Genomic DNA, 22546 nt, shown 5'->3' with positions numbered 1-22546 from the left:
GTACTTATAGGACATTGTTGCCAATTTTTCAAATTAAACGAGTATATATCAATATTATAAACCTTTTTTAATAATTGTCATATCTTTTTAGAAATATTCACAAAGCCTAGTTTCTTTCTATATTTTTTATAAAATATCGGTATAAATAACATGCTAAACAGAGTATTACCTAAAAAGAATACAGGCCAAGTAAGATATTTTGCACAAATACCGCCAAGACTAGCTAGAATAATACGGCTAAGAGAGCTAAAAGATGCAATAATAGAATATTGCGTGGCAACAAATTCACTATTGCAAAGGTTAGCAAAATAGATAGAGATAATAGTTCCTGCAAAGCCTGCACAAAAATTTTGCACTGTAACGGTTATTATAAATGTCCTTATATCATAGCCGATAGTAGCAAGAATCATAAACATAAGAGGTGACAATAATTGAATAACTCCACCAATTAAGACACTATGAAATATACCCATTTTTGCAGCTAAAACGCCACCTAAAGCTCCTCCGACGATCATGATTAGTAACCCGTAAGCTTTGTAAATAACGGCAATTTCATGAGTAGTAAAACTTAAATCTAGAAATAAAGGCGAACTCATAGCCATAGGTATAGAATCCGCAGCTTTATATAAAAAGACAAACAATATAATTAGCAATAAATATTGCTGTTCATTTTTTAAGGATATAATACTTTTTTTAATAACTTCAAAATATTGTTGTAATCCTATTAAATTAGTAGTTGTATGGCGTATTTCTTTTGATTGTGGTTCTTTGATACATAAAATTACTATAGGTCCAATTATAGTAATGAATAGAGCAAATTTATATACTGTATTCCAGCCGAAAATAATTGATGAATATAAAGCACCGATGCTGCCAAGTAACATACCTAAACGAAACCCTATGCTACTAAAGGTAAAAGCCATTGAAAGCTCTTCTTTCGATGTAGGTCTCTCAATTCTATATGCATCAAGTACAATATCTTGAGTAGAACTACAGAATGAAATAATAAATAAGATAACGGCAGTAATATATAAGTTATTACAAGGGCTTATGTTTAAGAACCCCGTCATTGCTAGGATTAAACATATTTGTGCTACTAATGCCCAGCCACGCCTGTGACCGAATTTAGAACATAAAAAAGGTATAGGGTATTTATCTATAAAAGGTGACCATATGACCTTTAAGCAATATGGAAAAGCAGCTAGTGATATCGAACCTATTATATCAGTGGTGTATTTTGCTTCGGATAATTGATATGGAACTGTGAAAAAAATTAAATTGAACGTAAGACCGGAAATTAAGCCTAAAAGTAAAATACCGATTAAATATAATTTTTTCTGCACAAAATATATACTCGTTTAATTTGAAAAATTGGCAACAATGCCTTATAAGTCCTCCAATCCTCACATACTAATGTACGCTGCGATCCTCAGCTTACAGCCTCCTTACTCTTTTCCAAATTAAACTTCGTCTACCTATGTTTTATTTATTTGGAGTTAGCTATTTATAGTTCATTTTTAGGGAGTAAGGGGCTACTTTGGAAAATATTTTACCGACTACCGGTATTTTAGTTACAATAGTGCTGATTAAGAAAAAGGAAGGAATAACATTTCCTTTAACCATAATTAATTGCTGCTTGGTATCAATATTACCTTTCATAGTAAAATCAAAGAATGGTCCATGTGCTTCCGTATCAAAAATTGTAATTATATTTCCTCTATAATTAAATTTACCGCTCATATCTTCAAATAAAATATTTTTATTATTAGTTATTGAACTAAGAAAACCTGGCAATGAAACAAAGGAAACAAGCCGTGTTAAAAAAGGAGTATCGACTACCGTAAAATGTTTTATAGAAAATTTGCCATCTAATATCGGCACTATTTCACCTTTTTTTACTTCATATCTTTTTGTATTTAAGTTGATGTTAATCTGACCGTTTTGCATAGTGGTATACATTCCGAGTCCCCTAAGCAATGCTCCGGCATTATCGGATTCAATTAGCCATTGTTCAAAAGTTTCCTTAGCGGTAAGCGACATCTTAACTTTTTTATTATCGATATTAGCATTTAGAAAACCGGAGAAACACCGCACTTTATCACATTTAATTGCTAAATCAAGATTACCTAGAATTATATTATTCTTTAAAAGTATTTTTGATATATTAGTTTTTAAATTAATATTACGTGTAGAATCTCCCTCTTTTTCTAAAAACTGCATCATATTAGCATTTGATAAATCTAATCCGCTTCCATAAAGTTCCGTATTAAGATTATGATTATCTATGATTATTTTTCCTTTTAAATTCGTATGATTATGTTTAACAGAGGCTAGATTAATATTATAAATATTTTTCTTAATTAAGGCATTACCGTTAATTTTTAGATTATCCTGCCCTGAAAGGTTAAATTCAATATTTCCATCGAAATTTTTATCATTTAATTTAGTATATAAATATAAATTGGCTTTTTTATATAATTTTTTATGAATCGATACTTTATCTATATAAAATTCTAAATTATCAAGATTAGAATTAACGGTAATAAAACTCTCATTATTATGCTGTTTTTTATACTCAAAATTTAAAACAGTGCTGCCTGAAATTAATTTAAATACTCCAAATCTTTGATTATTTGCCGCAATATTGCTTTTTATTTTAAGTAAACACTCATTATTTTTATCCGATATATCATGATCATAAGTAAAGCTGCTTGCATAATTATTAATTTTACCTTTACCGCTAATATTTAGTTTATTATCTTTAAAGCTACCTTTAGCTTCTCCATTTTGTAATAGGATATTATTGTCTAAACTATTAAAAGCAATATTTGTTAATGTCGACAAAATATTATAGCTATTAGGGATATTTGGGCTAATAGGGATTATTAACTCTATTATTGAATTTGCCGACCCTTTTATTTTTTTTAGATCAATATTTTGAGCTTTAATATTTTGATATGCATCATTTGGAACAAAAGCAATTAAGTCGTTAATTTCACCTTTAGCAGTAGCATTAAAAACAAATTGCGATTTATCCGGTCCTTCCCATTTGAAAGTCATAATACCATCTGAAACGACACTTTTACCGCTATATGCTTCATTAATTAGAAATTTTATTTCCGGTCCTGAAATGATTATATTAGTATCAACTTTAGTTAAAGGCGGTAAATCTTTATGATATTTATATTCAAAATTCGAGATATGTAAATTTGCTTTTAAATTATCTTCTACTAAAATATTTTTTTTTAAAATTTTTTTATCTAATTTAATATTTAATTCTCCGTTTTGGATGTAACCTTGTTTTATATGTTCTCGCAAATATGAGATTATAGGATTATCTGGAATGATTTTTTCGACTGTTTGATAAATTATTAAAGGCATATTTGCGGCAGTTGCACTTGCGTCGATATTTTTATCGGTTATTATACCGTTTAGTGATAAAAAAGCTTTGTCCCCAAAGGTAAGTTTGCAATTAACGGTCTTTGGATTATCTTTAGAATAGGCGGTTTTATATGAGCATAAAGCATTTCCTAGAGGTAAGCCTGCTCCTTGCTCATCGGTTAAGATATCACTTTTTATTGAAGTTAACCGTATGTCGGTTAGGGAATCTTTTTTAATTATATTTAACGAATAATCACCGGTCGTTGAAGTATTTATAATCTCTTCATCGTTATTTGAGATTACGGAAATTTTATCAATATTAAAATTAGCCTCTATTAACGAATTAGAGAAGAAATTTTTGAAATTAAAGAAAAGATTAAAATCGTTAATTTCTCCTCTAGCATTATCTATAAGACTTAAGGAAATTTTATCTATGGATAATCGGTTTTCTTTAAATTCTAAATTATGTAGTACAGCCTTTATATCATTTTTACTTAAATAAAATTCAATTATTTTTTTCAAAGGTTCATTTAAGTGTCCTTTATTTGCACTATAAACAGTTAGAGTTATAGCCAAAGATAATGAAATCAGAATTATAAAAATACTAATAAAGGTTTTTTTAATAAAATTCATTTGAGCTTGTAAATCTATTGAAATATGATAAAAGCTTTATACTTTGTTGTAGTAGCTTTATAAGCTAGTTAAATATAACGTATAATCTAAAAATTTAATATAAAAATCACAAAAAATTATGAATATTACATTTATCGGTAGCGGATATGTGGGATTAGTCTCAGGTATTATTATGGGCTATTTAGGTCATAATGTTACTTGTCTTGATAATAATGAGGTTAAAATATCCAAATTAAATAAGCAAATATTACCGATTTATGAAGCTAAACTTGATGAGTATCTTAAGCAAGCTTTAGAATCTGATAGGTTAAAATTTACAAATATTTATAATAATGAACTTCAAAATGCCGAGGCAATATTTATTACGGTCGGCACGCCTTCAAAAGAGTCTGGAGAAGCAGATTTAAAATATGTCTATGATGCTATTGATAAAGTTTCTATGCATATAAATAAAGATTGTTTAATAGTCATAAAATCTACTGTTCCGCCTGATAGTTGCAGTAATATTATAGCTTATTTAAAATCAAAAGGCTTTTCATTTAATATTGCTTCTAATCCTGAGTTTTTAAGAGAAAGCAGTGCGGTAGAAGATTTTTTATATCCTGATCGTATAGTTGTCGGTGTAAATAATAAAGAATCAGAGGAAATATTGCGAAAAATTTATGCACCTTTAATAAAACAAGGTGCAAAGTTTGTGGTTACCGATTTAGTGACGAGCGAACTTATTAAATATGCTTCAAATAGTTTTTTAGCTACCAAAATTGCTTTTATTAATGAGATGGCTGATTTATGTGAAAAAATCGGCGGTAATATTAAAGATTTATCTAAAGGTGTAGGACTTGATCAAAGAATCGGTCAAAATTTTTTAAATGCAGGACCAGGTTTTGGCGGTTCGTGTTTTCCAAAAGATATTCTAGCATTAAATAATCTTGTAGAAAACCATCATATCGATTGTAAGATTCTTAAGGCAGTAATTAAAAGTAATAAGCAGCGTCCAAGTAATATGGTAGATAAGATAGCTACTTTGTTAGACGGAGATTTAAAAGGTAAAAATATAGCAATTTTAGGCTTAACATATAAAGCAGGAACAGATGATGTTAGAGCAAGCCCTGCCATCGAAATTGTAAAGATCTTATTAAATAAAGATGTATATGTTAAAGCATTTGATCCTGTCGGTCTTGAAAATGCTAAAAAGAATTTGGAACATAGAAATTTGCTATATTTAGAGTCGGCAGTTGAAGCCTGTAAATCAGTAAATATTATAGTTATTGCAACTGAATGGTCAGAATTTAAAGAGCTTAATTGGCAAGAAATTTATGATTTAGTAAAATCTCCGATAATCATTGATCTTAGAAATATACTAGATAATGAAGCAATGAAAAAAATCGGTTTTAGATATTATACAGTTGGAAGTAAAATTTAACCTAAGCAACGGTCATTGCGAGGAGATTCGTAGAATCGACGTGGCAATCTCAGGAATTTTATACTGTTTTATGAGATTGCCACGCTCTCTACATTCGCTAGCAATGACGATTTATACACTTATAACATTAATTTAAAATGCGACCTGAATTTATTCATTTAAGAACTCAAAGCTCTTATTCTTTTCTAGAAAGTGCATTAACGATCGAGAAGGTAGTAGAGCTTGCTTCATCGCATAAAATGCCTGCTATTTGTTTGGCAGATAAGGGAAATTTATTCGGCTCATTAGAATTTGCATTATACGCAGTAAAAAAGGGGCTGCAGCCGATACATGGGGTTATTCTAAATATAAAATACGATATAGATATTTTTGCTCAAATTTTGCTTATAGCTAAAGATGAAGTCGGCTATAAAAATTTACTCAAACTATCAAGTCTTACTTTTACTAAAAATGATCGTAAGATCTGCGATCACATTGATTTTGAAGATTTAATCGAATATCAAGAAGGATTAATAGGATTATGCTGTTATACCGACGGTATTATCGGAAAATGCTTGCTAGCTCGTAACGAGGAGCAAGCGATACTGTTTGCACGTAAATTACAGGAAATTTTAGGAGACCGTTTTTACTTTGAGATTATGAGACATGATCTACCTGAAGAACAGTTTATTGAGGATAGTTATATTAGAATTGCTGCCGAGCTTGCTATTCCGCTTATTGCTACTAATAAAGTTTTGTTTAGTGAGAAAAGCATGCATGATGCACATGATGTATTGTTATGCATATCAGCCGGTGTTACTAAAGAATATTCGGATCGAAAAACAGTTAGCGAAAATTGTTATTTTAGATCACCACGTGAGATGATAGAGCTTTTTTCCGACTTACCCGCTGCTACCCAAAATACTGTAAATTTAAGAGAGCGTTGTTATTTTGCAGCACATGCAAACCCGCCGATGCTGCCTAATTTTGCCACCAAAGATATTAGTGAAACGGATTTAATTAGAAAAGATGCAAAAGAAGGGTTGCTTGCAAGGCTTGCTATAAAGTTTAAATCTGAAAATATTTCGTTAGAGAATCAAGAAGAATTGAAAACCGAATATTTTGCTTGTCTTAATTATGAGCTGGATATTATCTGTAATATGAATTTTGCCGGTTATTTTTTGATTGTATCCGATTTTATTAAATGGAGTAAAAAAGAGGGTATTTTAGTCGGACCGGGTAGAGGATCGGGAGCAGGCTCGGTTGTTGCTTGGAGTTTGCTTATTACTGATCTCGATCCGATTAAATTCGGCTTATTATTTGAAAGATTTTTAAATCCTGAACGTATTTCAATGCCTGATTTCGATATTGATTTTTGTCAAGAAAGGCGTGAGGAAGTAATTAATTACGTACGCTCTAAATACGGTAATAATAGAGTAGGACAGATTATAACTTTCGGTAAGATGCAGGCAAAGGCTGTAATTAAGGATGTTGCTCGTGTGCTTAGCTTGCCTTATAAATTCGCTGATTATCTAACAGAGCTTGTACCTTTTAGTGCAGTTAATCCAGTTAGCCTAGAACAGGCAATACGTGAAGTTCCGGAGCTTGCAAATGCCGCTAAAGGTAATGGGCTGTATAATTTAGAGGGTGAAGCGGAGTTAATTAAGCTAGTACTTGATACTTCGTTAATTCTTGAAGGGCTACATAGGCATTCCTCAACTCATGCTGCAGGAATCGTAATAGCAGGTACTGATTTAGTCGATATAGTACCGGTATATAAAGATGCTAATTCCGATATGTTGATAGTCGGTTATTCTATGAAATATTCTGAAATTGCCGGTTTAATTAAATTTGATTTTTTAGGGTTGCAAACCCTAACGGTTATTACCGATTGTAAGAAACTACTTAAAGAGCAAGGGATAGAAGTAGATTTTAACAATATGACGTTTGATGATAATAAGACTTATCAAATGTTGTGTAAAGGTAAGGGAGTCGGAGTTTTCCAATTTGAAAGTATTGGGATGAAAGATGCACTTAGACGTCTTAAACCTGATTCTATACATGATTTGATAGCTCTTGGTGCGTTATACCGTCCCGGTCCTATGGAAAATATCCCTACCTATATAGCTTGTAAGCATAAATTACAGCAGCCTGATTATTTACACGAACTATTAAAGCCGATCTTGGAAGAAACTTACGGAGTGGTGATATATCAGGAGCAGGTACAAAGAATTGCTCAGATTCTTGCAGGCTATACGCTAGGAGCTGCCGATTTGCTCCGTAGAGCAATGGGTAAGAAGATAAAAAAAGAAATGGAGGAGCAGGAAGAAATTTTTGTTAAAGGGGCAATTGCTAATAATATTTCGGAATCTCAAGCTAAATCCATTTTTGCAACCGTGGCTAAATTTGCCGGATACGGGTTTAATAAGGCACATGCTGCGGCTTACGGTGTTATTTCATACCAAACTGCATATCTTAAAGCTAATTATCCTGCTGAATTTTTAGTTGCTTGCTTAAATCTTGAATTGAATAATCACGATAAAATTAATTTATTTCTGCAAGAAGCAAAAGATAACGGCATAAAAATTACTGCACCTAATATTAATATTTCTGAAGGGTATTTTAGCGTAAAGTCTTCGGACACTGTCATCCCGCGACTTGATCGCAGGATCCAGGAAATTTCAAAAGATACTGCGGTCAAGCCGCGGTATGACAAAGAAGAACGATATGATACCGGTAGTGCAATAATCTTCGCCTTAGGTGCTATTAAGGGAGTTACGCCAAATTTCGGTAAGTTAGTAACAGACGAGCGAAAAGCAAGAGGGCCATTTAAATCAATTACCGATTTTATTGAAAGATTACCCACAAAATCTATTAACAGTAAATTATTGGAAAATTTAATTAAATCAGGCTGTTTTGATGAGTTACATGATAATAGATTGCAATTATTTTCAAGCATTCCAAAATTACTTTCTTATTCAACTTCATATCACGAAGAGCAGGAATCTAATCAATTGAGCTTAATTAAAGTTTCTAGTTTAAGTCCAACTATTTTAGTATCAAGTGATTATGCCGATAAAAATACTTTAGCTTTTTATGAATTTGAGGCTATGGGTTTATTTATCTCTAATCATCCTCTTACGCAGTATCAAGAAATATTTAGTCGTTTAAATATTTTAAATACTGCGGATTTACATAATAACTTACCTGAAGGCACTAACCGAGTAAATCTTGCCGGTGTAATACAAAAAAAGGATTCTCGTATGTCGGCAAGAGGTAGGTTCGTTACACTCGTGCTTTCCGATCCTGAGAATATCTTTGAACTTAGTATTTTTAGTGAGGAAGTTTTAAAAGATTATGTACATTTACTTGATGTTAAAAGTTTGGTAGTAGTTAATTGTGACATAGTTAAAGATGAGGGAGGAATAAAACTAACGGCAAAAAGTTTTTCATCAATTGAGGATGCAGTTAATAATAAACAATTCGAGCTACAGCTTTACCCACAAAATCATGAAGAATTACGGCAGATAGTAACCTTGCTTGCAGCTCGCACTAATAATAATGAAAGTAATGCTAAAGCTACGATCTATTTACAAAGCGAAGATGTAAAGAATTTTGTAGCAAAAATTACATTACCTGAAAAATTCTTTCTCCAAGCACAAGATTTTGAGATTTTAAAAGAATATAGTAAATAGCGGTGTTGTTGCGTGGATCGGTTTCATCGTCATTGCGAGGAAATTGCATAGCGATTGACGAAGCAATCCAGTAAAAAATTCTGATTTACAGAATTTTTTATTATTTTTTCTGGATTGCCGTGCTCCTTACAGTTGCTCGCAATGACGATGAAACCGATCCACGCAACAACACCTATGCAAGATCCTAAGGCAGTTGTCATAATTGAATAATATTCTTTGATGTTTTTTTACCGCTAAATACTGCATTATTATTTTTATTATCGCTAAGTTCCATATATTTTGTTAGTCGATGTTTGTCTGCTATTAACTTTGCTTCTTTTTCTAAATTGATATTTTACTCAAGATTTGGAGCTTTAATTAATTCTTTAAAATAATTACTTATGGATTTTAAGCTCAATTTTTCCGTTAATTTACTTAAATACTTATAAAATTTATTTTTGATAGTTTGTTTTTTAGGCTCTGAATTTTTATGGAATATATGATCGGTTTTAACTTCTTGTTTTTTATCGTCTACTACTTTCGTACTATCAGGTAGATAAATTAAGTCCTTTATTTATTTTTTCTTGAAATGTATTTATAAATAAATCAGTTTTATTAGGTAAATGCTGGTCTTTAACTTCAGGCTCTTTTATTGAAGTTATATTTAGTGTATTTGCTAATTGTTTTTGTTCTTTTTCTAGGTTTGATATTATTTGCGATACTTGACTTTGTATAATGAAATCATATATTTCGCGAAATTCTGAATCCGGTACATTGTCTCTTAAAGCTTCTCTTATTGACCTGCTACTACAATTGCTTAAAGTTTGTCCAGTATAACTGTTCTTTCTGTGTTGACTGTGGGGTTAATAAAATCTTCTAAATTTGCTTTTTTATTTTATCATTAAGAGCAGTAATATCATTTTTATTTTTACTAAATAATACAGAAAATATATTATTTTCTATTTCTCTAGATATTATATTTTTTATCTGTATTTTCGTCAGGATTTAAAGCTTTATAAGCTCCAAGTAAGGCTTATAACCGCTAGTCGTTATAAAATGAGCTGAGCCTAAATTATAATCTTTTGTGGATTTATCATAGGTACGGGCATCGTCAAGCATTTCGCAGTACTGAGTTGCTTTCGCTTCATACTCATATTCCCGTATTATTTAAGGCTTGAGAGATATTTTCATAATGCTCTTTCAGCTTATTTTGGTTATTCTCTTTTAGAGCAGTATTTGTAAGTTCATTATCATAATTTTCTAAGTTACCGAACTTTCTATCATTATTTATATTCTCAGCCATATTTTCAACTAATTAGTTAAATAAAGATAAAAATAATCACGTATTACGAATAAATAAATGTCAATAATTACTCACCTCAATATATCTACTTTATCTAATTGTTCCCATGTAAAATTTTCGTCTTCACGGCCGAAATGACCGTAAGCAGCCGTTTTTTGATAACATGGAGTGCGAAGCTTCAGATGTTTAATAATTCTGCCTGGACGCATATCAAAATGCTGTGTTATTAGCTTAGTAATTTGTTCATTGCTTAATTGACTAGTACCGAAAGTTTCAGCGTAAATAGATATGGGAGCAGCAACGCCTATTGTGTAGGATATTTGTATTTCACATCGATCGGCAAGCCCTGCTCCTACTATATTCTTAGCAATATAGCGTGCCATGTAGGCAGCCGATCTATCTATTTTGGTTGGGTCTTTTCCAGAAAAGCAACCGCCACCGTGTCTTGCCATTCCTCCATAGCTGTCCACGATAATTTTCCTACCGGTTAAACCGCAATCTGCAACAGGACCGCCTATAATAAATCTACCTGTCGGGTTAATTAGGTATTTAGTGTCTTTATGAAGTAGATTGCTTGGTAATGCCTGTTTAATAATTTCTTCCATTACTGCTTCAATAAGATCTTTTTGTTGTATTTCCGGATGATGCTGAGTTGATAAAACTACTGCATCAATGGCAACCGGCTTGTTATTTTCATATCGTAACGTGACTTGTGATTTTGCATCAGGTCTAAGCCAAGGAAGTATATTTTGTTTACGTGAATATGCTTGTCTTTTCATTAAGAGATGAGCATAGTAAATCGGTGCAGGCATTAAACTATCCGTCTCATTACAAGCATACCCAAAAACCATACCTTGATCTCCTGCTCCTATTTCATCGTCATTTGCATTGTCAACACCCATAGCTATATCGGGTGATTGTTTAATGATAGACGAAATTACAGCACAACAGCTGCCGTCAAATCCATAATTTGGGTTATTATAGCCGATTTCTTGTACTTTACGCCGTACTATTTGCTCAATATCTACATAAGTACTAGTAGTAATTTCACCGCCCACTAGAACTAGACCGATTGTTATAAAAGTTTCGCAGGCGACACGACTGCTAGGGTCTTGTTTTAGAATTTCATCAAGTACCGCATCTGAAATTTGATCGGCAATTTTGTCCGGATGCCCTTCAGAAACCGACTCAGACGTGAATATAAAATTTTTCATACATTACGCTCCTTTTTTAAAACTTTCCAAACTTATATTTTTATAAATTCGTTTAAAGCTTTTTTAACTATACCATTTAAAGTATCGCCGTGCTGCATCGCATATAAGCTTACTTCTTTATGTAGTTCAGGCTCAATTCTTACATTAAAACTACCCTTAAATGGTTTATCAGGTGTTTTACCTACTATATTACAATCTTCTAAATAACTATCTATAGCTTCTTGAAATGATTTTATTAAAGTTTTAGCATCAGATGCTTCATAGCTTATCAAATCCCTTATAAATTCTACTTTTCCAAAAAACAACTCTTCCGAAGCGTTAAAATGTACTGATCCTAAATAGCCTTTATAACTTATCAAATCATTTTTTATCATATTAATTCCTCCTCTTCTAATTTTTTAATTATTTGTTCAATTAAATAAGATTTTATAATTGGCTGAGGATGAGGTTTGTGTAAATTAATAATTAATCCCGTTTTTTTATTATAAAAATTTCTTCTAGAACCACCGGTTTTACCGCTTGTAATTTTCTCAAAATTTAAGCTACTTAGTAACCTAACTAGCTCATCCTATGTAAAATCTTTAGGTTTTGATTTTAATCTTTTTATAAGTTTATCTATTGAACTCAAGTTGGTATTCTTTACTACTTATAACCTTACTATAAACATATTTGTTGATTTATGCAACTAAAATTAGTCGCTTAAATTAAAGCTGTATTCCAAGTAAATCAAACGAGTATAACTCAATGAATTTCCATCCAGTTATTACCTGTTCTAATTTCGGTTATAATCGGTACATCCATATTAGTAGAGTATTCCATGATTTTTTTAATAATGGGTATTATGATTTCTACTTCATCAATCGGTGCTTCAAATAGTAATTCATCATGAATTTGCAGTACTAATCTTGTTTTAAGTTTACGTTTTTCTATTTCTTGATCTAGATTGATCATGGCAATTTTAATTATATCGGCATTAGTTCCTTGAATCGGAGCATTAATAGCCGCACGTTCTGCAAATTGTTTAAGCTTTTTATCATGAATTAGAGGTACAAAACATTTTCTGCCAAAGAAATTTGTGACATAGCCGTTGCTACTTGCAAAAGCTTTTGTTTGCTCCATATATTCTTGCACTCCTTTATATTCGGCAAAATATTTCTTGATATATTCGGATGCTTCGCCGTTAGTAACGTTTAATTGCTTAGCAAGCCCAAAAGCACTTATACCGTAAATGATACCAAAATTTATAGCTTTTGCTTTACGCCTATGTTCGTTAGTTAATTCGTGTTTTTGTAAGTTAAAGATCTGACAAGCGGTTTGAGTATGGATATCGTCTTTATTGATAAATGCTTGTTTTAGTGCATCTATATTTGCGATATGGCTTAATATTCTAAGCTCAATTTGAGAATAATCTGCAGATATTAATTTATAACCTTCTTCAGCAATAAAAGCTTGTCTGATTTTATTCCCCTCACTAGAGCGAATAGGTACATTTTGCAGATTAGGTTCTTGTGAGCTAAGTCTTCCTGTAGTGGTAGAAGTTTGTAAAAATGTCGTATGTACTCTATGTGTTATATTATCTATCTGTTTCGGCAAACTATCGGTGTAGGTATTCTTTAATTTTGTAAGCTGCCGCCATCTTAATAATAAATCTGCAATATTATATCCATGCTCACTAAGTTTTTCTAGTATTTCCGCTCCTGTTGAGTAAGAGCTTGCTTTAGCTGAAGCTTTACCAAAAGGTAATTGCATTTTTTCAAATAAAATCTCACCTAGTTGTTTTAGTGAACCAATATTAAATTTAGTTCCGCTAAGAGCAAAAATTTCTTCTTCAAGCTTTAGAATTTCTGCTCCAAATTCAGTAGATAATTGTTTTAGGTAATTAGCATCTACTTTAATACCTACTTTCTCCATTTTATCTAAAATAAAACAAATAGGTAAATCAATGTCGCTATAAAGTCTAAAGGCTTTATTATCTTTAAGCTCCAATATATTTTGCTTATAAAGTGAGATAAAATTTGCTACTATTCTTGCCGATTCATTGATTACAATAGGCCTCTTCCCAAACTCTACTTCTAGAGGTAATTTAGACGTCGAACCGGTACTCGCATCCTCACGTACGCTTTTGTACGCTGCGGTGCTGCGTTCCGTGTCTCCTTTAAATTCCTTTCTATAAGCGAGTTTTGAAAGAGGCCTATTGTCCTCTTTCAAAGCTTCTTCAAATAAATTTTTCTGTGATAAACCGGCAGATAACGCATATTGCATTAGTTCTAAATCCTCTATAGCCGTAATTTCATGAGATTGGTTTGCATAAAATTTCAGTAAAGGTTTAAGAGAGTAAGTAATTTTTTTTATGGATTTATCGGCTAGTAAATTGAAGATTATATCCGGAAACCAGTCGTTATTATTTTTAGCATTATAAGAAAATAGATCATGAGAAGTGTTAGAAATTTTAATAATATAGCTTTGGTTTTGCAGTGATAAAATAAAAGCAAGATTATCTCCTTTATGCTGCAGTAAGTATATTCCAAATATTCCTATTTTCTCAGCATCTTTAGCAAAATTTTCAAGTTCAAGTTTATTACTAATTTCTTTTATTTCTGTTACTTTATTATCTACTATATCTTTGTGGTCATTAATTTTAATATCGAATAAATTTTCTGCTCTTTTATATAAAGATCTAAAACCGTATTCCTGTAAAAATCCTGTTAATTTATCGCTATTTGGAGGTGACCATTCTAAATTATTCAGCTGAAAATCTAAATCAACATTAGAATCAAGACCTATTAACTGCCATGAAATTAACGCTGCTTCTCTTGAATTTTGTAAAGTTTCACGTTGTTTTACGCTTGAGACTTGGTCTAAAGAGTTAAATATATTTTCTACAGAACCAAATTGCGTTATAAGACTACTTGCCGTTTTTGGTCCAATAGATGGCACACCCGGAATATTATCCGATCTATCGCCGATTAAAGCCATCACTTCACGTAATTTATCAGAAGTAGTGCCAAATTTTTTAACAACATCATCTTCTGTAATATATTTCCCTCTTAACGGATCATATATTTTGATGTTTTCATTCATTAACTGCAATAGATCTTTATCTGAAGAGATAATGACTACATTTTCGCCAAGTGCAGCAGTTTTAGTAGCAAAGGTTGCGATAATGTCATCGGCTTCATAACCGTTTTTCTCTAGAATAGGAAAATTTAAGTTACTTGCCACATCACGAACTAAAGGTAATTGTACAATTAAATCTTCAGGGGGAGGCGGACGGTTAGCTTTGTATTCAGGATAAATATAATGGCGAAAATTTTTCCCGCCGCTGTCAAATACTACAGCGACATGTTTAGGCTTAAAGTCACTCAGTAATTTTAGCAGCATTGAAGTAAAACCATAAAGAGCACCGACAGGCTCGCCTTTTGGTGAAGTTAAAGGCTGTTGTGCATAATAGGCTCTAAAAACAAATCCGTATCCGTCTATGAGCAATAAGGTATTTTTTTGAGTCATTTTATGATTTGTTTTTTTATTCTCTTTGTCATCCCGTGGCTTGACCACGGGATCCAGTTAAAAATACTAAAATTATTAGTGCTGCAAGTTGTATTTCTAGATCCCATGGTCAAGCCACGGGATGACCAAGAAACTTACAACCCGACCAAACTTTTAGCAAAATCATGTCGGTTGAATATTTTTAAGTCCTCTATCTTCTCGCCTATACTGATAAAGTATACGGGTAAATTAAATTTTTGTACTACTCCGACAATTACGCCCGCTTTAGCACTGCCGTCTAGTTTAGTCACGATAAGCCCCGTCAAATTAGTAGCATCATTAAAATGTTCTACTTGGTTATAAGTATTTTGTCCTGTAATAGCATCAATTATTAAAACGCTATGAGTAGGAGCATTCTCGTCTAGTTTTTTTATAACTTTTACGATCTTAGCGAGTTCATCCATCAAGTTTTTCTTATTGTGAAGCCTGCCTGCCGTATCGATAAAAAGTATATCGATATTTTGTTTTATCGATTCTTCCATAGCGCGGTAAGCAACACTCGCAGGGTCAGCCGATTCTTCACCGGTAATAAGTAGTGCATTTGCTCTATCTACCCAAGTACTTAGCTGATTTACGGCAGCTGCTCTAAAAGTATCGCAGGCCGCAACTGCTACTTTTTTCCCTTGTGCTGAGTACATTGCAGCAAGCTTACCTATAGTTGTGGTTTTACCTGCTCCATTAACACCGCAAACTAAAATTACGTTTAATTTATTTTTGTTTAAAGTAAAAGGAATTTCTGATTTTGATAGCTGCTGCTCTATTAATTTAGCAAGGGCTTCTTTTACTGTATCGCTATCTATTTCTTTGTCAAATTTTACCTTTTGAAACTCTTTAATAATATTAGTTACTACCGAAACGCTCATATCGCTTGAGATAAGTAGCTCTTCTAGAGTTTCTGCATCTAATTTTTTCTTGTAAAATATTTTGTCGATACCTTCCGATATTTTATTAGAAGTTTTAGATAAACTTTGTTTTAATTTACTAAATATTGAAATCATATTAGATAGTTTTTGTTTTATGGATGTTGGGGTCATTCCTGTGTGGCTACCAAATCGTCATTGCGAGCGACTGTAAGGAGCGTAGCGACACGGCAATCTAGTTTTAATTTCATGAGATATTGCCATGCTCCTTACAGTCGCTCGCAATGACGATTTGGTAGCCACACAGGCAAGCCTCCTCGTAATGATGACTAAGGTACTTATCTCTTCTTCTTATTCTTGCTTTTATTTTTATTTCCGTCAGTGGTTTTATTGAATCTACCTAAATTTTTAACAAATTTTTGTAGTCCGTTAAGTTCCGTTCCATATGTCCTAGTATATTCACGGACTATTTCTATATCTTGTCTATGAGAATCATCTATTACTACTACTTCCTGCATAAAATTATTAGCATCAAACGTAATTTTTACTATTTTTTGCTTTTCAATTTTTGGATTAAGCCAAGCTCTTTGAGACATAACTCTCTCAACATAATACCAGGTATTTTGGGAATATTCTGGTACCATAGTAGGCGTACCTATTAACTCTACGACTTCCGCTTTATTTAGTGTTTTAGACTCTAATTTTACAAGTGCCGAATCATCGATGGATTGACCTCTATTTTCGATAGTTTTGCAGCCGCTTAAGGAAAAAAAGGCTAATATACTAAAAATGTATGTTATAACAATTTTCATAAGTTTAATTTTATCTAGATTTTATTACAAGATTATAATATACTGCTTCACTAATTTGACAAATACTTTTTAATTTATATTTAGAGAGGCTAATAATGGCAGTTCCAAAGAAGAAAACATCAAAATCAAAACGTAATATGAGACGTTCGCACTTAGCACTCGGTAAAGTTAACGTAATAGTTGACTCGCAAACCGGTGAATATAAGCTTCCGCATCACGTTTCTTTAGTTGACGGGACTTATAATAATCGTCAAGTAGTAACAAAAAAAATTGAAACTGAAGAAGAATGAGCCTAAAGATTTATGACCTGTAAAATTATTGGTTGCGGAGGGTATCTTCCTTCAAAAATAGTTAGTAATGACGAACTTGCAAAATTTGTTGATACTAATGATGAATGGATTAGAACAAGAACAGGTATTACACAGCGTCATATAGCAGGTGATAATGAATATACTTCTCATCTCGCTTTAAAATCAGCTGAAAAAGCTATAGTAGATGCAGGGATATCGGCAAATGATATTGATTTAATTATTACATGTACTACTACTCCCGATAATAGTTTTCCTTCAGTTGCTACTAAACTACAGGGCTATCTTGGTTTAGTTAATATACCATCTTTTGATTTACAAGCAGCATGTGCCGGCTTTGTTTATGGTTTACAAGTAGCAAATTTTCTTATCTCATCAGGTAAATATAAAACTATTTTGCTTATAGGAGCCGAGAAAATGACGTCATTATTAGATTGGAATGATAGGACTACTTGCGTTTTATTCGGTGATGGGGCTGGTAGCGTAATATTACAGCGAAGCAGCGATGATTCCGATTTAATAGATAGTAATATCTTCTCAAGCGGGGCTGATTATGAAATATTATACACAAACGGTGGTGTAAGTATGAACGGTACTAGCGGCAAAATAGTTATGCAGGGTCAAAAATTATTCCGTCATGCAATAGAAAAAATGCAACAATCTATAGAAGATTTACTGCATGCTAATCAATTCAGTGTAAGCGATATTGATTATTTTATACCTCATCAAGCAAATATCCGTATTATAAATAAACTCGCTAAACTATTAAATATAGAAGAGCATAAAGTAGTGAAAACCGTAGAAAAACATGCTAACTGTTCTGCTGCTTCAATTCCTCTTGCTTTAAGTACTCTCAAAGCATCAGGCAAAATAAAAAAAGGTGATATTCTACTATTTTCAGCTATCGGTGCAGGTTTAACGTGGGGCAGTGCATTAATAAGATGGTGAATATACTCGTTTAATTTGAAAATTGGTAGCGTTACTTTTTGCTTATAATCCTCACGTATTATATATACGCTGCGGTTATAAGCTTCAAAATCGATTCCTCTTTTCCACATTAAACTTCATCTATCTATTTATCCATAAGTATCTATTCGTGTTATAAAAATGATATTTTTACCACATTTATACATGAGTAATTGCATTTTATAATATTTTAGCCTTTAAACTAATAAAATAATGATATATACTAACTCACATAGCTTTTGGTTAGTTTAGTTTTACAACTAGCTAAAATGAATTCAATATTAATAAATTATAATCTCAAGGAGTTTAATTATGAAAACAAAAATTACATTAGCTTTTCTTACATTATTTGTGCTTGCAGGGTGTAATACTACAAAAAGAGCACCGCAATTTGACTGTAACATGAGCCAAGGAGAAGAAACCTCATTAATGAAAGATTTCGAGAAGCATGCAGGAAATGCAGTATGGTTTGCTTTTGATAGCTCTGCTTTATCACCAAAGGCTAAAGAAGAACTAGAGAGACAAGCTTGCTGGTTATCAAAGCATCCTGAGGTAAAAGCTACTATTGAAGGACATTGCGATGAAAGAGGTACCAGAGAATATAACTTAGGTTTAGGTGAAAGAAGAGCAGCAGCAGCGAAAAAATTCTTAGCTCATAAAGGAATCGATCATAACAGATTCAATACAATCTCTTACGGTAAAGATAGACCTGCTATGATGGGTAATACTGAAGAAGCTTTTGCTTATAATCGTAGAGCTGTAACAGTTGTACATCACTAAAATTATTTACTAATTATAGTATCCTAAAAGGTCGAGTTTACTACTCGGCTTTTTTTATTTATAACTTGATGTTATTATTGTGCGAAAGCGTTGATGCGTTGATAGGTTGTCCTATTGTCATTCCGTGGCTTGATCGGCTTTGTTGCATGGATCGGTTTTTCCATTGTCATCCCGCGACTTGATCGCGGGATCCAGTTAAAATACTAAAATTATTAATACTTTAAGTTACTTTTTTTGGATACCGTGATCAAGTCACAATATGATACCGATTAGGCGATACCTCAAAAATATAAAAATTTTACTAGACTTAACTGCATAATAATTATATAAATTTCAAATGAAAAGGGGCTGTAGCTCAGTTGGTTAGAGCACGCCGCTCATAACGGTGTGGTCGTAGGTTCAAGTCCTACCAGCCCCACCACACAAATTCTTATTTAAATTCGCATTAGAACTGAATTTATAATGATTAATCTAAAAACACTTTCTTGGTATCTTACTAAATTATATTCTAAGTGTTTCTTGATTATATTATTTCTTTTAATCGGGCTATTAATTATCTCAAATATTTTTGATCTTTTGCAAAAATTCAAAAATATTTATGTTCCTTTTAGTTTTTTTTGGAGACTTATCTTATATAAGATTCCTTATTTACTAGGTCAAGTATCTTCATTAATTAGTTTTACCGCTATGTTATTTTTTCTTAGAAATCTAACAAAAAATAATGAATTAACGGCTATGTTATCTAGCGGTATTCATATTTGGCAAGTGCTTGTTATTCCATGTATTGTAACTTTAATTTTAGGTATATTTTTTACGACTATATTGAACCCTATCGGTACTATAGGCTTACAAAAATATGAGTTATTAGAAGCAAAACTAACTAAAAAAGCCTTGAGTGAGGGTATAATATCTAAATCAGGCTTATTATTTTTTAAATCTTTAAATGATGAAAATCAAATTATTCAAACACAATTTATTAATGTTGCCGAGAAAAAATTAAATAATATTACAATTTTATTTGTTGATAGTAATAATTCTTTTTTAAAGAGAATTGATGCATTATACGGTATTATTGAAAATAAAATGTTACATTTAAATAGAGTTAAGGTTTTCACAAAAGAGGAAACTAAGGCTTACAACAATTTAACTATACAGACCAATTTATCAATTAATAGTTTAGTAAATAAATTTATTCGTCCTGAAATGGTTTCTATTTGGAATTTACCAAAATTAATTAATGAATTATTAAATTCAGGTTTACCGGCTATTAATTATCAAATTTATTATTATAAGCAATTATTTAAGCCTATAATGATGATGGCAACCGTAATTTTAGCAAGTTGTTTTATTAGTCTTAAACAGCGTGATAATTCCCAAGAAAAAATACTGATATTAGGTTTATTTTCAGGTTTTATAGCATATTCGTTATCAGAAATATTATTAAAAATACTTACTTATAATAATTTGTCTTTAATTGCTGCTATTTTATTACCTATTATGCTAATATTTTTTATTAGTAACTTTATTATTTTACATTATAAAGAAATTTAATATATACTCGTTTAATTTGAAAAATTGGCATCGTCGCTTCTCATTTTTGATCCTCACGTAGTATTCTACGCTGCGGTCAAAAATTCCGAGGCTTTTCTCGCTCTTTTCCAAATTAAACTTCGTCTATATTAAATTTTTATTTACTATGGGACTGTTTATTTTGTTAACAGTTCCATAGAAGTGTTTTTAGAATTTAGAGAGAAAAAATAAAATGATAATGAAATTTTTGGAAGGGTTTTCTTCCGGTATGGCCATAGATCTTGGTACGGCAAATACTATTGTCTATCAAAAAAGTCGTGGAATTGTTCTAAGGGAACCTTCTGTTATTGCGTTAATAAAAAAAGACGGGGCTTTTGTGCCTTATGCTTATGGTCATGAAGCAAAAATGATGCTTGGGCGTACTCCTACGGATATTGAAGCAAAGAGACCTTTAAAAGACGGTGTTATTGCTGATTTTAAGGGTGCAGAGGAAATGATAAAGTATTTTATTAGAATGGTGCATAATCGTCGCTCTTTTTTTGGTCCGACAATTGTTATTTGTGTGCCTTCCGGTTCTACGCCGGTTGAGCGTCGTGCTATCCAAGAAGCAGCAGAAAGTGCAGGGGGTAGGGATGTCTATTTAATTGAAGAACCTATGGCGGCAGCGATCGGAGCAGGGCTGCCCGTAACGGAAGCGACCGGTTCGATGATTGTCGATATTGGAGGAGGCACTACGGAAGTTGCAGTTTTATCACTAGGGGGCATAGTATATGCAAGGTCGGTAAGAGTCGGCGGTGATAAAATGGATGAAGCTATTATCTCATATATAAGAAGGCACTATAACCTATTGATAGGTGAGGCTACTGCCGAAAAGATAAAGCAAGCAATAGGTACAGCTTATGTAGATGAAAATGCTGAGCCAAGAAAGATGGAAATTAAAGGACGTGATTTAATTTACGGTATTCCTAAAGAAATGATATTGAACGAAAGACAAATTGCTGATAGTCTAATTGAACCGGTAAGTCAAATTGTTGAAGCGGTAAAAGTAGCACTAGAAGCAACACCTCCTGAGTTATCTTCAGATATAGTTGATAAGGGAATTGTTTTAACAGGCGGCGGCTCATTATTACGAAATCTTGATTTTGTTCTTAGTAAAGCTACTAAATTGCCGGTGATAGTTGCAGATGATGCCCTCTCTTGTGTAGCACTTGGAACAGGAAAAGTACTTGAAGATTTTACAAAGCTAAAACATGTACTATTTAAACAGGATTAACAATGGCAATACTTGCAAATAGAGTAAAAAATTCTTCAAATTCATTAGAATTAATAAGAATAATATCAAATACTCTTAAGCGTTTTTTTGTTATATTTGGGCTTGGATTGTCTGTATATTTATTTTTTACTACGCCTAAAAAAATATCTAGTATATCACTTGAAGTAACCGGTAGTATAGTATCAACTGGTTTAGCAGTTTATGAAGATATATTTGAATATATAAATTCAATAACACAAAAATTTGTTTATTTTCAAGATTTAGAACGAAAAAATATAGAACTTAAACTTGAGATAGCAAGATTACAACATTTGCAAAGTGAAGTAGAATCGGTAAGAGCCGAAAACATTGCATTAAAAGATTTGTTAACGATTGCTGAAGAAGAAGAATTTGAATATATTACTACTAAATTACTGAGTGTTTCTTTTAATCCCTTTTCTAGAACTGCTTTGATTTCTGCAGGTAAAAAGCAAGGCATTGAACCTGATCAAATCGTTGTTAATTCAGGAAAATTAGTAGGAAAAGTAATAGAAGTGAGTAATAATTATGCTAAAGTAATGTTAATTAGCGATGTTAATTCTAGAATACCTATTAAAGCTAATTCTTCAAGAGAACAAGGTATTTTAGCAGGTAATAATAATAATAGTAAAATTTTATACTTGCCTAACAATCATTTAGTACAGAGAGATGAGGAGATAGTAACCTCTGGACACGGTAATATTTATCCTGCAGGTATTTTAGTGGGCTATGTGTCTAAAGTTACGGAACATGATGTTATGGTAAACATAGCAGCTGATCTATCTAAAACAGAATTTGTACAAGTACTATTGCCTAAAGAGTAATATATACTCAGATAGAACTTCA

At 32.0% G+C, this 22546-nt stretch carries 15 protein-coding genes, 1 tRNA gene and 5 pseudogenes; 9 read left to right on the top strand and 12 right to left on the bottom strand.

Features of this window, described 5'->3' with window-relative positions; translation table 11 throughout:
• Positions 1-77 precede the first annotated feature (77 nt).
• A complete protein-coding gene (locus RAS_RS07065; protein ID WP_147143540.1) occupies positions 78-1343 on the bottom strand; it encodes an MFS transporter in 1266 nt (421 codons plus the stop codon).
• Positions 1344-1500: 157 nt separating this feature from the next.
• Positions 1501-4014, bottom strand: coding sequence for a YhdP family protein (locus tag RAS_RS07060; protein WP_147143538.1), 2514 nt, complete (start codon positions 4012-4014; stop codon positions 1501-1503).
• 118 nt (positions 4015-4132) lie between these two features.
• Between RAS_RS07060 and RAS_RS07055 the strand changes: the two genes are divergently transcribed.
• Together RAS_RS07055 and dnaE are read left to right on the top strand one after the other, a co-directional pair.
• On the top strand, positions 4133-5437 hold the full coding sequence (locus RAS_RS07055; RefSeq protein ID WP_147143536.1) for a UDP-glucose dehydrogenase family protein: 1305 nt from the start codon (positions 4133-4135) through the stop codon (positions 5435-5437).
• A gap of 137 nt (positions 5438-5574) precedes the next feature.
• Positions 5575-9111, top strand: coding sequence for a DNA polymerase III subunit alpha (gene dnaE / locus RAS_RS07050; RefSeq protein ID WP_147143534.1), 3537 nt, complete (start codon positions 5575-5577; stop codon positions 9109-9111).
• Between the two features lie 196 nt (positions 9112-9307).
• Here the strand turns inward: dnaE and RAS_RS10845 are convergent.
• The 9 genes and pseudogenes from RAS_RS10845 to RAS_RS07005 form a co-directional block, all read right to left on the bottom strand.
• Positions 9308-9508, bottom strand: a pseudogene (locus RAS_RS10845) (hypothetical protein).
• A gap of 587 nt (positions 9509-10095) precedes the next feature.
• Positions 10096-10393: pseudogene (locus RAS_RS07035) on the bottom strand (hypothetical protein).
• A gap of 71 nt (positions 10394-10464) precedes the next feature.
• Complete coding sequence (metK, locus tag RAS_RS07030; protein WP_147143532.1) at positions 10465-11607, bottom strand: methionine adenosyltransferase; 1143 nt, start codon at positions 11605-11607, stop codon at positions 10465-10467.
• 32 nt (positions 11608-11639) lie between these two features.
• A complete protein-coding gene (locus RAS_RS07025; RefSeq protein WP_147143531.1) occupies positions 11640-11981 on the bottom strand; it encodes a type II toxin-antitoxin system HicB family antitoxin in 342 nt (113 codons plus the stop codon).
• Positions 11978-12163 (bottom strand): annotated as a pseudogene (locus RAS_RS11200) (type II toxin-antitoxin system HicA family toxin); the annotation flags it as partial. The gene RAS_RS07025 and the pseudogene RAS_RS11200, both read right to left, overlap by 4 nt.
• A 185-nt stretch (positions 12164-12348) precedes the next feature.
• Positions 12349-15114 (bottom strand): DNA polymerase I, encoded by a 2766-nt coding sequence (gene polA / locus RAS_RS07015; protein ID WP_147143529.1) that lies wholly within the window; start codon positions 15112-15114, stop codon positions 12349-12351.
• Between the two features lie 23 nt (positions 15115-15137).
• Positions 15138-15239: pseudogene (locus tag RAS_RS11195) on the bottom strand (proline/betaine transporter); the annotation flags it as partial.
• Positions 15240-15248: 9 nt separating this feature from the next.
• Positions 15249-16151 (bottom strand): signal recognition particle-docking protein FtsY, encoded by a 903-nt coding sequence (gene ftsY, locus RAS_RS07010; protein WP_147144135.1) that lies wholly within the window; start codon positions 16149-16151, stop codon positions 15249-15251.
• Positions 16152-16351: 200 nt separating this feature from the next.
• Complete coding sequence (locus RAS_RS07005; protein WP_147143527.1) at positions 16352-16825, bottom strand: outer membrane protein assembly factor BamE; 474 nt, start codon at positions 16823-16825, stop codon at positions 16352-16354.
• A 95-nt stretch (positions 16826-16920) separates the two neighbouring features.
• Here RAS_RS07005 and rpmF point away from each other — a divergent pair, with 95 nt between their 5' ends.
• A complete protein-coding gene (rpmF, locus tag RAS_RS07000) occupies positions 16921-17115 on the top strand; it encodes a 50S ribosomal protein L32 (RefSeq protein WP_010421190.1) in 195 nt (64 codons plus the stop codon).
• Positions 17116-17127: 12 nt separating this feature from the next.
• A complete protein-coding gene (locus tag RAS_RS06995; protein WP_147143525.1) occupies positions 17128-18081 on the top strand; it encodes a beta-ketoacyl-ACP synthase III in 954 nt (317 codons plus the stop codon).
• A 38-nt stretch (positions 18082-18119) separates the two neighbouring features.
• Here RAS_RS06995 and RAS_RS11335 read toward each other — a convergent pair.
• Positions 18120-18191: pseudogene (locus tag RAS_RS11335) on the bottom strand (palindromic element RPE1 domain-containing protein); the annotation flags it as partial.
• 220 nt (positions 18192-18411) lie between these two features.
• Between RAS_RS11335 and pal the strand changes: the two are divergent.
• The 5 genes from pal (at position 18412) to mreC (ending at position 22524) form a co-directional block, all read left to right on the top strand.
• Positions 18412-18879: a peptidoglycan-associated lipoprotein Pal gene (pal, locus tag RAS_RS06990; RefSeq protein ID WP_147143523.1), complete on the top strand. Its 468-nt coding sequence runs from the start codon at positions 18412-18414 to the stop codon at positions 18877-18879.
• 344 nt (positions 18880-19223) lie between these two features.
• Positions 19224-19300 (top strand) — tRNA-Ile (locus RAS_RS06985).
• 41 nt (positions 19301-19341) lie between these two features.
• Positions 19342-20430, top strand: a complete 1089-nt coding sequence (locus RAS_RS06980; RefSeq protein WP_147143521.1) for an LptF/LptG family permease — start codon at positions 19342-19344, stop codon at positions 20428-20430.
• Positions 20431-20641: 211 nt separating this feature from the next.
• Positions 20642-21682, top strand: coding sequence for a rod shape-determining protein (locus RAS_RS06975; protein ID WP_010421200.1), 1041 nt, complete (start codon positions 20642-20644; stop codon positions 21680-21682).
• A 2-nt stretch (positions 21683-21684) separates the two neighbouring features.
• Positions 21685-22524 (top strand): rod shape-determining protein MreC, encoded by an 840-nt coding sequence (mreC, locus tag RAS_RS06970; RefSeq protein WP_147143511.1) that lies wholly within the window; start codon positions 21685-21687, stop codon positions 22522-22524.
• The last annotated feature ends 22 nt before the right edge of the window (positions 22525-22546 follow it).

The sequence above is a fragment of the Rickettsia asiatica genome, from assembly GCF_007989425.1.
GTDB lineage: Bacteria > Pseudomonadota > Alphaproteobacteria > Rickettsiales > Rickettsiaceae > Rickettsia > Rickettsia helvetica.
The sequence above is the reverse complement of the archived record's forward strand: the minus strand, read 5'-3'. Positions and strand labels throughout refer to the sequence as shown.